Here is a 9708-nt window from a genome sequence, read left to right on the forward strand (position 1 = left end):
CTGGTGCGGGAAAGCTACCGGATCGAGGGGATCACCCTCGGCGAATGCCGGTCGATCTTCGTCGACTGGGCGCTGTCGATTCCGGTCGGGCGCCCGGTCGCCGATGCGGTGCGGGTGCTGATCGCGACTTATGCCCTGCCCGAGCCCGGCCACCCTATGTCCACCGTGCTGCAGCAGGCGCTGACCCAGCCCGAGGCCCCGCGCCGCCGGGGCGGGCGGATCGGGCGGCAGGGGCTGGCCGGCTAGAGCCTGTCTGACACCGATGGAAGCGCCAGACAGGCTCGGGTTTCCGGGTGGTCGCTGGGTCTTTCGACAGAACCAGACTCCACTTCTGTCGGGCACGCTTCAGGCGCTGCGGGGCAGGGCGGCGGCCTCGCGCGCCAACGCGGTGACGGCGGCCCAATCCCCCTTCGCCATCGCCTCCTTCGGCGCGACCCAGCTGCCGCCGACGCAGAGGATGTTCTTCAGCGACAGGTAATCCGACGCGATCTTCAGGCTGATCCCGCCGGTGGGGCAGAATGTCACCTGCGGAATGGGCGAGCCGATGGACTTGAGGTAGGCCGCCCCCCCGGCCTGTTCGGCGGGGAAGAACTTCTGCACCGTATAGCCCTTCTCCAGCAGGGCCATGATCTCCGATGCCGTCGCCGCGCCGGGGAGAAGCGGCAACCCCTCCTCCTCGCAGGCCGCGATGATCCGGTCGGTCGCGCCGGGCGACACCCCGAACCGCGCCCCCGCCGCCTTCGCGGCCTTCACATCGGCGGGGGTAAGCAGCGTCCCCGCACCCACCACGCCCCCCGGCACCTCCGCCATCGCCCGGATCGCATCCAGCGCGGCAGGGGTGCGCAGCGTCACCTCCAGCGCGGGCAGGCCTCCCGCGACCAGCGCCTCGGCCAGCGGCTTGGCATGGGCCAGCTCGTCGATCACCAGCACGGGAACGACGGGGGCAAGACGGCAGATTTCGGCGGCTTTCTGCGATTGTTCGGCGGGGGTCATATCAGGCTCCTTCAGGCCCCGGCGTCGGGGAGGGGGATAGTGCGGGAGCCTCCGGCGGGGATATTTGTGGCAAAGATGAAAGGGCAAGAGGAAGGGCGGCGGGCGCCCCCATCTCGGGCCGGAGAACCGGGGGAGACGGGGGGCCTTTCACCTTTGGCGGTCATCGGCGTCCCCGCCTGTACCGCACTTGCAACCTACCTGCCGAGTCCTTTCATCTTTGTTAAAATATCCCCGCCGGAGGCAGCGACGGATGTTTCGGGCGCAAGGCCCGGAGCTACAGAACCAAGGCCGCGCCGGTATCGGCGGAACCGGCATGGCGGCGGAAGGCGGCGAAAAGCTCGCGCCCGGTGCCGTGTTCGTTGGCGGACAGGTCCGCCGTCACCGGCGCACGGGTCTCGAAATCGGAGGCCAGCACCGTCAGCGTCCCCGCAACGGCATCCAGTCGCACCACGTCGCCATCGCGAAGCCGCGCCAGCGGGCCGCCCGCCGCCGCCTCGGGCGAGACATGGATCGCCGCCGGCACCTTGCCGGACGCGCCCGACATCCGGCCATCCGTCACCAGCGCCACCCTCAGGCCCCGGTCCTGCAGGACCGACAGCGTGGGCGTCAGCGAATGCAGTTCCGGCATCCCGTTCGCCTGCGGCCCCTGGAAGCGCACCACGACCACGGTGTCCGTGGTGAACTCCCCCGCCTTGAACGCGGCCTTCACCCCGTCCTGCGAATGGAACACCCGCGCGGGCGCCTCGATCACATGCCGCTCCGGCGCCACGGCCGAGACCTTGATCACCCCGCGCCCCAGATTCCCGGTCAGAAGCTTCAACCCGCCCTGCGCCGCGAACGGGTCGGCGGCGGGCCGCACGATCCTGTCGTTCAGGCTGGCCGTCGGTCCTTCGCGCCAGCCCAGACGCCCGTCCTCCAGCACCGGCTCCTGCCGGTAGGCGGCCAGCCCGTCCCCCGCCACCGTCTTGGCTTCGGGATGCAGGAGGCCCGCATCCAGCAACTCGCCGATCAGGAACTGCAAGCCGCCCGCCGCGTGGAAATGGTTCACGTCGGCCAGGCCGTTCGGATAGACCTTGGCCATCAGCGGCACCGCCTCCGACAATTCCGCGAAATCCTGCAGATCCAGCAGCACCCCCGACGCCCGCGCCATCGCCGGCAGGTGCAGCACCAGATTGGTCGACCCCCCGGTCGCCATCAGCCCGACGATGCCGTTGACATAGGCCCGTTCGTCCAGGATCTCGCCCGCCGGGCGGAAGTCGTTCCCCAGAGCGGTGATCGCCGCCGCCCGCTCCACCGCCGCCACCGTCAGCGCCTCGCGCAAGGGCGTGCCGGGGTTCACGAAACTCGCCCCCGGCAGATGCAGGCCCATCAGCTCCATCAGCATCTGGTTGGTGTTGGCCGTGCCGTAGAATGTGCAGGTCCCCGGCCCGTGATAGCTGGCCATCTCGGCCGCCATCAGCTCTTCCCGCGTCGCCCGTCCCTCGGCCCAGGCGTTCCTGACCTTCGACTTCTCGTCGTTCGGGATGCCGCTGGTCATCGGCCCCGCCGGGACGAAGACCGCGGGCACATGGCCGAAGGTCGCCGCCGCCATGACAAGGCCGGGCACGATCTTGTCGCACACGCCAAGATACAGCGCCGCGTCGAAGCAGTCGTGGCTCATCGCCACCCCGGCCGCCAGCGCGATCACGTCGCGCGAGAAGAGCGACAGCTCCATCCCCGCCTGGCCTTGCGTGACCCCGTCGCACATCGCCGGAACCCCGCCCGCGACCTGGCATGTCACCCCTGCCTTCGCTGCCGCCGCCCGGATCAGCTCGGGGTAGCGCTCATAGGGCTGGTGCGCCGAAAGCATGTCGTTATAGGCCGTCACGATCCCAAGGTTCGCCACCTTCGCCTCGGCCAGAGCGCCCTTCGCCGCCCCCATCGCCGCATAGGCATGGGCCTGGTTGCCACAGCTCAGATGCGCGCGCACCGGGCCTTTCGCCACCGCCTTGCCCATCCGCTCCAGATACTGCCCGCGCGAGGTCTCGGACCGCGCGCGGATGCGGTCGGTGACTCGGGCGATGGTCGGGTGAAGGGGCATGGCGTCCTCCGGCATGGGTCTTCGGGCTGCGTATATCAGTATATGTTAGCGCTAACAACCATCATTCGAACCGACGCTTCATCCAGCGCCAAGCTTCGATGGGGCGCGCAACCGCGAAACCGCCCGTCCCGGGAATGTTATCCTCCGCGCCGCAAAAGCCAAGGGTACAGCGCCCCCGCCGGTCGGGTTTTCCACACCGGTCCGCCTTTCGGCGTTGCGCAAGGGTCGCGCTTCGGGGACACTTCCTCAACCTTGCCGGAGCCCTGCCATGCGCCTTGCCGCCCCCATCCTTGCGACCGCCCTGATCCTGTCCGCCCCGCTTGCCCGCGCGCAAGACGCGACGGCAACCGCCGATGGCGCCATGGGGATCATGTTCAACACCTCGATCAGCCTGAACCTGCCGCTGACCGGCACCGACGCCACCGCGCGCCAGGCCGAGGAAGACATCCACCGCCGCAACCTCTACACCCGCTCGGTGGGCGAATGCCGGGTCCTGCTCGACAGCATCGCGAAAAGCTGCGTCATCACCGCGGTCAGCGTCTCGACCCAGACCAACAGCAACCCCGGACAGCCGGATTACCTGTATGCCGCGTCCAACATCACCATGCAGGTCGAGCTGAAGTAACCTTCCGGGCGGGCGCGAAAGCGGCTATGCGGGGCCCTGACCAGACCGGAAGGGGACCCGCATGACTTCGACCGATGACGACGCCGCCACCGCGCCCCGCGCCTGGCCGACCGTCCGCCTGAAGCCCAAGGCCGAGGCGCGGGCGATCCGCCACGGCTTCCCCTGGGTCTATGCCGACGAGCTGGTGACCGACCGGCGCACGCAGGGGCTGGCCCCCGGCGCGCTGGCGGTGCTGGAAGATGGCGAACGGCGCCCGCTGGGCCTTGTCACCGTCAATGTGAAGTCGAAGATCATCGCCCGGATGCTGGACCGCGACCCGGAGGCGGCCATTGACGCGGCCTGGTTCGCTGCCCGGCTGGGCCGTGCGATGGCGCATCGCGCCCGGCTTTACCCGCAGCCATTCTACCGTCTGGTCCATGCCGAATCCGATGGTCTGCCCGGCGTGGTGATCGACCGGTTCGGCGCGGTCGCCGTGGTCCAGCCCAACGCCGCCTGGGCCGAGGCGCATCTTGAAGCCCTCGTTGCCGCGCTTGTGGCCGTGACGGGGGTCGCGACGGTGATCAAGAACGGCTCCGGCCGGGCGCGGGGGCTGGAAGGGCTGGCCGAAGAGATCGCGGTGGTCTGCGGCCCGGCCCCGACCGCGCCGATCCCGGTGCGGATGAACGGGGCGACCTACATGGCCGACCTGATGGGGGGCCAGAAGACCGGCCTCTTCTTCGACCAACGCGAGAACCACGCTTTCGCGGCCCGGCTGGCGCAAGGGGCGCGGGTGCTCGACGTCTTTTCCCATGTCGGCGGCTTTGCCCTTGCGGCGCTCGCAGGCGGCGCGGACTCCGCGCTGGCAATCGATGCCTCGGCTCCGGCGCTGGCGCTGGCGGGGCAGGGGGCGCAGGCCTCGGGATTTGCCGACCGCTTCACGACCCGGCAGGGCGACGCTTTCGAGATGCTGGAGTCGCTCGGGGCCGAAGGTGCGCGCTTCGATCTCGTGATCTGCGACCCGCCGGCCTTCGCCCCCGCGAAACCCGCGCTGGAAGCGGGCCTGCGCGCCTATGAACGCATCGCCCGTCTTGCCGCGCCTCTGGTCGCGCCCGGCGGCTATCTCGTGCTCTGCTCCTGCTCGCATGCTGCCGACCTCTCCGCCTTCCGCAACGCTTCCGCCCGCGGCATCGGGCGCGGTGGCAGGCGCGGGCAGATCTTCCACACCGGCTTTGCCGGACCCGACCACCCGGTCCTGCCGCAACTGGCCGAATCCTCCTACCTCAAGGCGCTCACCTTCCGGCTGGACGGATGAAGGCCGTCCTCGACGCCTGCGTCCTCTATCCCACCATCCTGCGCGAGATCCTGCAGGGGGCGGCAGAGGCGGGCCTCTACCAGCCCGTCTTCTCCGACCGCATCCTGCGCGAATGGGTGCTGGCGACCGCCAAGCTCGGCCCTTCTGCCCCGGCCATCGCGGAGGGCGAGGCCGCAGTCCTCCGCAGCCTGTTCCCCCGCGCGCTGATCCGCGAACAGCCGCAGATCGAGGCCCGCCTCCTTCTTCCCGACCCGAACGACCGCCATGTCCTTGCCACCGCCATCGCCAGCGGCGCCGATGCGATCGTCACCTTCAACGCGCAGGATTTCCCCGGCCATGCCCTCTCTGCCGAGGGGATCACGCGTCGCGACCCCGACGGCTTCCTGTGGGAACTGCAGTCGCGCCACCCCGAGACGATGGCAGGCATCGTCGAGGCTGTGCGCGCCAAGGCCGAGGCGATCTCCGGCCAGCCCGTGCCCCTGAAGGGTTTGCTGAAGCGGGCGCGGCTCTACCGGCTGGCCAAGGCGCTGGGGGCCTGACCGGCGGGGCGCAATCCTTGCCGAAAGATTAATATCCGCGGCCAAGCCTCTGAAATCATTGCGCCGGAACATCTGCCCGCGCGCGGGCACTCACTGCCGCAGGATCAGCTTCCTGCCGTCGAACTCCATCCGGAACTGCCCCAGATAATCCATCCCCAGCAGCGACTGGTCCAGCTCTCCCTCGGTCACGAAGGCCCCGAAATCCACGTTCCGGAACGGTCCCAGTTCGACCAGCGGCAGCTTGACCCGCGCCGTCCGGACCACCCCGTTCGCGGTGTTGGCCTGCCCCATATAGGTCAGGCTGTCCGGGTCGATCCCCAGCCGCTTCGCATCCGCCGCCGCCAGCACCATGCCCGAGGCCCCGGTGTCGACCATGAAGGGCACCGCCGTTCCGTTGATCATCAGTGTCAGATAATAGTGCCCGTCCGCCGCCCGCGGCACCTCGACCGCGCCGTCCTGCGCGACCTCCTGGATCGGCATGATGTCGCGCCGGATGTCCGACCACAGCCCGTAGCCCGCCATCACGCCGACGAAGATCAGCCCCCAGGCCAGCGCCATCCGCAGGGCCTGCCCCATCCGCTGGCGGAACTCGACCAGCACCCAGCCGCCAAGCGCGACCAGAATGATCGCCAGATAGCCCACCCGGGCCAGGGTCTCACCGTCCATCAACGCCTCCGGTTTCGGCAGATATGGGGGCAGGGGGCGGGGATGGGAAGGTCAGCCGATCAGCCCCGTCCCCCGCACCCCGTCGATCACGAACTGCACCGACAGCGCGGCCAGCAGCATCCCCAGAAGCCGGGTGATCACGATCACCCCGGTCCGGCCCAGCATCCGCTCCAGGGGCGGCGAGGCGAGAAGGAAGGCATAGGTCACCGCCATCATCGCCAGCATCAGCCCCAGCACCGCAACCGTCCCGCCCCAGCCCGGCCCCGACTGCCCGACCAGCAGGATCACCGAGGCGATGGCCCCGGGCCCCGCGATCAGGGGCGTCGCCAGCGGGAAGACCGAGGGGTCGTGGTCCGGCTCCGCCTGCTGCCCCTCGCGCCTTTGGGTGCGGCGCTCGAACAGCATGTCGAGCGCGGTGAGGAAGAGAAGGATGCCGCCCGCGATGCGGAAGGCGGGCATCGAGATGCCGATGAAGGTCAGGATCGCCTCGCCCGCCAGCCCGAACAGCAAGAGCAGCGCCGCCGCGATCAGGCAGGCCCGCCCCGCCATCGCCCGCCGCCGCTCCGCCCCCATCCCGCGGGTCAGCGCGATGAAAAGCGGCACGAGGCCCGGCGGGTCGATCACCACGAAAAGCGTGGCGAAGGCGGTGATCAGGAAGGCTGTCTCGGGCATCTTTCCCCCAGCTTTCCGGCAGGGTAGGCGGAGGCCCGGCGTTTGGGAAGCGGAACCTGCGGGACGGGGGCACCCGCAGCCCATTGATTTCCAACCAACGGTCACTCCTGCGGCTGCACCGATAAGTCCAGGGAACCAGGTCAAAGGCAGCGGCATTGCGTGCCTGCGCGCAACAATATTGTATATACAGAACGTATCTCTGTATATACAATCCGTTCAGGCGATAGCCAGGTCCAGCTTCTCCTGAGCGGCGATCCAAAGCCCCTCGGCCTTGTCCAGAGCTTGCATCACCTCTGCGTATTTGGTGTTCCAGGTGGCAAGCTCGCCCTTGCGGGCGTCTTCATAGAGATCGGGATCGGCCAGCTTCTTCGCCAGCTTGTCGCGCATGTCATTCAGCTTTGACAGCCGGTCCTCGCATTTGCGGACCTCGGCCTTTAGGGATAGCATTTCATCCCGGCTTATTTGTTTCTTCTTTTCAACGGGTTTCGCGGCGACCTTCACATCCTCATCGCCCGCCAGCAGCTGGCGGCGGTAGGCCTCCAAATCTTCGGTATAGGGCGTCACCGCGCCGCCTTTGACCAGCCACAGCCGGTCGGCCACCAGCCCCAGAAGGTGCATGTCGTGGCTGACCAGGATCACCGCGCCGGGGTATTCGGTCAGCGCCTCGACCAGGGCCTCGCGGCTTTCGATGTCGAGGTGGTTGGTCGGTTCGTCGAGGATCAACAGATGCGGCGCGTCGATTGTTGCCAGAAGCAGCGACAATCGCGCCTTTTGTCCGCCCGACAGGCGCGCGACGACCGTGTCTGCCTGATCCGCCATCAGGCCGAACCCGGCCAGCCGCGCGCGCAGCTTCGGCTGGCCCTCGGCAGGGCGCAGGCGCATGATGTGCTGCAGGGGCGTCTCGTCCAGATGCAGTTCGTCCACCTGATGCTGGGCGAAATAGCCGATGCGCAGCTTTGAGGACCGGGAAATCCGGCCCTCCGACGCTTGAAGTTTGCCCGCCAACAGCTTGGAAAGCGTTGACTTTCCCTCGCCATTCTTGCCGAGAAGGGCAATCCGGTCATCCTGGTCGATGCGCAGGTTCAGCCGCCGCAGGACCGGCGGGCCGCCATAGCCCACCGCCGCGCCGTCGAGGTTGATGATCGGCGGCGCCAGTTCCTCGGGCTTCGGGAAGGTGAAAACCACCTTCTTCGCCTCTTCCGGCGCGGTGATCGGGGTCAGCTTCTCCAGCATCTTTACCCGGCTCTGCGCCTGCACCGCCTTCGAGGCCTTGGCCTTGAACCGGTCAACGAAGCTTTGCAGATGCGCGCGCCGCGCCTCGACCTTCTTCGCCTCGGCCTGCAAGACGGCGCGGCGTTCGGCCATCTGGCGGGCGAACTGGTCATAGCCGCCCTGCCAGTAGGTGAGCTTGCGGTTGTCGAGATGCAGGATGCCCTGCACGGCCCGGTTCAGAAGGCCGCGGTCGTGGCTGATGATGATGACGGTATGGGGGTATTTCTGCAGATAGCTTTCCAGCCAGAGCGCGCCTTCGAGGTCGAGGTAGTTGGTCGGCTCGTCCAGCAGCAGGTAGTCGGGCTGCGCGAAGAGCACGCCCGCCAGCGCGACGCGCATCCGCCAGCCGCCGGAGAAGGCGGAGCAGGGCATCAGCTGCTCCTCGGCATCGAAGCCCAGGCCCTTGAGAATGCTGGAGGCCCGCCCCTCGGCCGACCAGGCGTCGATGTCGGCAAGCCGGGCCTGGATTTCAGCGATCCGGTGCGGATCATGCGCGGTTTCCGCCTCGACCATCAGGCTGGCGCGTTCGGTATCGGCAGCCAGCACCGTGTCGAGGAGCGAGGTCTCCGACGACGGGACTTCCTGCGCCACGCCGCCGATCCGGGCCCGCTGGGGCAGGGTGATCGCGCCGCCCTCCAGCGCAAGTTCACCGCGTATCAGGCGGAAAAGCGTGGTCTTTCCCGCGCCGTTGCGACCGACGAGTCCGACCTTGTGGCCGGTCGGAATGGTGGCAGAGGCGCCCTCGAACAGAGGGCGGCCTTCGACGTTGTAGGTGATGTCCTCGATCTTCAGCATGGACGAACGCTTGGCCTGTCCGCGCGGCAAGGTCAACCTCTGCCGGACGCCGGAGGCCGAAATCCCGGAAGGCCTTGCGGCCCCGGCAGAAGCGGGTAGCCTTGGCGCGCTGTCCCGCGACCGGCCGGAAGCCAGACGACGGCAGGAACAATCAACGACAGGACAATGACATGCAGATGACTTTCCTTCAGCCCTGGGCACCGCAGATCCGCAGCCTCTTGCGCATCGTGACCGCGGCGACCTTCCTCACCCATGGCACGATGAAACTGTTCGGCTGGCCGGCAGCGATGGATTTTCCGCTGGATACGATGATGACTGTCGCGGGCGTGCTGGAAGTGGTGGGCGGGCTTCTGCTCGTCATCGGGCTCTTCTCGCGGCCGGTGGCCTTCGTGCTGTCGGGGATGATGGCGGTGGCCTATTTCATGGCCCATGCGCCGGGCGGCTTCTTCCCGATGCTGAACGGCGGCGAGGCGGCGATGCTGTTCTGCTTCGTCTTCCTCTACATCGCCGCGGCAGGACCGGGGCCGTGGAGCCTGGACGCCGCGCTGGCCAAGCGCGACTGACGGGCGCGGGGCAGGGGGTGGCCTTCGGGCGCCCCTTGCCGACATCTTTTCTTCGCGACGGACCCGTGGTAGCAGCCCGCCATCACACGGGCCAGGACGGCCCCAACCCATGGAGAGCCCGATGGCCACCGAACGCACCCTGTCGATCATCAAGCCTGATGCGACCAAGCGCAACCTGACCGGCAAGATCGTTGCCAAGTTCGAGGAGGCGG

General features: G+C 68.3%; 12 protein-coding genes. 7 read left to right on the forward strand and 5 right to left on the reverse strand.

The genetic code is table 11. From position 1 onward, the window contains the following. A partial coding sequence (locus V7Q39_RS15995) for a hypothetical protein (protein ID WP_333817609.1) occupies window positions 1–246 on the forward strand: 246 nt, incomplete at its 5' end. 99 nt (window positions 247–345) lie between these two features. Here V7Q39_RS15995 and eda read toward each other — a convergent pair. Further along, entirely contained in the window at window positions 346–993 is a 648-nt protein-coding gene (gene eda / locus V7Q39_RS16000; RefSeq protein WP_333817610.1) for a bifunctional 4-hydroxy-2-oxoglutarate aldolase/2-dehydro-3-deoxy-phosphogluconate aldolase, read from the reverse strand. A 274-nt stretch (window positions 994–1267) separates the two neighbouring features. Continuing rightward, complete coding sequence (gene edd, locus V7Q39_RS16005; protein ID WP_333817611.1) at window positions 1268–3073, reverse strand: phosphogluconate dehydratase; 1806 nt, start codon at window positions 3071–3073, stop codon at window positions 1268–1270. A 268-nt stretch (window positions 3074–3341) separates the two neighbouring features. Between edd and V7Q39_RS16010 the strand changes: the two genes are divergently transcribed. The 3 genes from V7Q39_RS16010 to V7Q39_RS16020 all read left to right on the forward strand — a co-directional run bounded on the left by V7Q39_RS16010 (window position 3342) and on the right by V7Q39_RS16020 (window position 5528). Continuing rightward, a complete protein-coding gene (locus tag V7Q39_RS16010) occupies window positions 3342–3698 on the forward strand; it encodes a hypothetical protein (RefSeq protein ID WP_333817612.1) in 357 nt (118 codons plus the stop codon). A 61-nt stretch (window positions 3699–3759) separates the two neighbouring features. Beyond that, the gene (locus tag V7Q39_RS16015) at window positions 3760–4989 is read left to right on the forward strand and encodes an RSP_2647 family RNA methyltransferase (RefSeq protein ID WP_333817614.1); all 1230 of its coding nucleotides are present in this window, start codon (window positions 3760–3762) and stop codon (window positions 4987–4989) included. Next, on the forward strand, window positions 4986–5528 hold the full coding sequence (locus V7Q39_RS16020) for an RSP_2648 family PIN domain-containing protein (protein WP_333817615.1): 543 nt from the start codon (window positions 4986–4988) through the stop codon (window positions 5526–5528). The genes V7Q39_RS16015 and V7Q39_RS16020 overlap by 4 nt, the downstream gene beginning before the upstream one ends. Window positions 5529–5618: 90 nt before the next feature. Here V7Q39_RS16020 and V7Q39_RS16025 read toward each other — a convergent pair whose 3' ends face one another. From V7Q39_RS16025 to V7Q39_RS16035, 3 genes are all read right to left on the reverse strand, one after another. Further along, window positions 5619–6194 (reverse strand): retropepsin-like aspartic protease family protein, encoded by a 576-nt coding sequence (locus V7Q39_RS16025; RefSeq protein ID WP_333817616.1) that lies wholly within the window; start codon window positions 6192–6194, stop codon window positions 5619–5621. Window positions 6195–6245: 51 nt separating this feature from the next. Continuing rightward, window positions 6246–6866: a MarC family protein gene (locus V7Q39_RS16030; protein ID WP_333817617.1), complete on the reverse strand. Its 621-nt coding sequence runs from the start codon at window positions 6864–6866 to the stop codon at window positions 6246–6248. Between the two features lie 216 nt (window positions 6867–7082). Continuing rightward, window positions 7083–8933 carry an ABC-F family ATP-binding cassette domain-containing protein gene (locus V7Q39_RS16035; RefSeq protein WP_333817618.1) on the reverse strand — a complete coding sequence of 617 codons (1851 nt, stop codon included), beginning with the start codon at window positions 8931–8933 and terminating at the stop codon, window positions 7083–7085. Here V7Q39_RS16035 and V7Q39_RS16040 point away from each other — a divergent pair. From V7Q39_RS16040 to V7Q39_RS16050, 3 genes are all read left to right on the forward strand, one after another. Next, the gene (locus V7Q39_RS16040) at window positions 8932–9102 is read left to right on the forward strand and encodes a hypothetical protein (protein ID WP_333817619.1); all 171 of its coding nucleotides are present in this window, start codon (window positions 8932–8934) and stop codon (window positions 9100–9102) included. The genes V7Q39_RS16035 and V7Q39_RS16040 overlap by 2 nt on opposite strands. Window position 9103: 1 nt before the next feature. After that, window positions 9104–9496, forward strand: a complete 393-nt coding sequence (locus V7Q39_RS16045) for a DoxX family protein (protein WP_443082532.1) — start codon at window positions 9104–9106, stop codon at window positions 9494–9496. Between the two features lie 121 nt (window positions 9497–9617). Next, window positions 9618–9708: nucleoside-diphosphate kinase (locus V7Q39_RS16050; protein WP_333817621.1), on the forward strand; the 91-nt coding region annotated here is incomplete at its 3' end.

Origin of the sequence: Tabrizicola sp. (assembly GCF_036781545.1) — a bacterium.
Taxonomy (GTDB): domain Bacteria; phylum Pseudomonadota; class Alphaproteobacteria; order Rhodobacterales; family Rhodobacteraceae; genus Tabrizicola.

Bases quoted from the DNA above. Each gene is read 5' to 3' on its own strand.
- V7Q39_RS16020 (WP_333817615.1), top strand. From the start codon at position 4,986: ATGAAGGCCGTCCTCGACGCCTGCGTCCTCTATCCCACCATCCTGCGC.
- V7Q39_RS16045 (WP_443082532.1), top strand. From the start codon at position 9,104: ATGCAGATGACTTTCCTTCAGCCCTGGGCACCGCAGATCCGCAGCCTC.
- V7Q39_RS16025 (WP_333817616.1), bottom strand. From the start codon at position 6,194: ATGGACGGTGAGACCCTGGCCCGGGTGGGCTATCTGGCGATCATTCTG.
- V7Q39_RS16035 (WP_333817618.1), bottom strand. From the start codon at position 8,933: ATGCTGAAGATCGAGGACATCACCTACAACGTCGAAGGCCGCCCTCTG.
- V7Q39_RS16030 (WP_333817617.1), bottom strand. From the start codon at position 6,866: ATGCCCGAGACAGCCTTCCTGATCACCGCCTTCGCCACGCTTTTCGTG.
- V7Q39_RS16040 (WP_333817619.1), top strand. From the start codon at position 8,932: ATGGACGAACGCTTGGCCTGTCCGCGCGGCAAGGTCAACCTCTGCCGG.
- eda (WP_333817610.1), bottom strand. From the start codon at position 993: ATGACCCCCGCCGAACAATCGCAGAAAGCCGCCGAAATCTGCCGTCTT.
- V7Q39_RS16010 (WP_333817612.1), top strand. From the start codon at position 3,342: ATGCGCCTTGCCGCCCCCATCCTTGCGACCGCCCTGATCCTGTCCGCC.
- V7Q39_RS16015 (WP_333817614.1), top strand. From the start codon at position 3,760: ATGACTTCGACCGATGACGACGCCGCCACCGCGCCCCGCGCCTGGCCG.
- edd (WP_333817611.1), bottom strand. From the start codon at position 3,073: ATGCCCCTTCACCCGACCATCGCCCGAGTCACCGACCGCATCCGCGCG.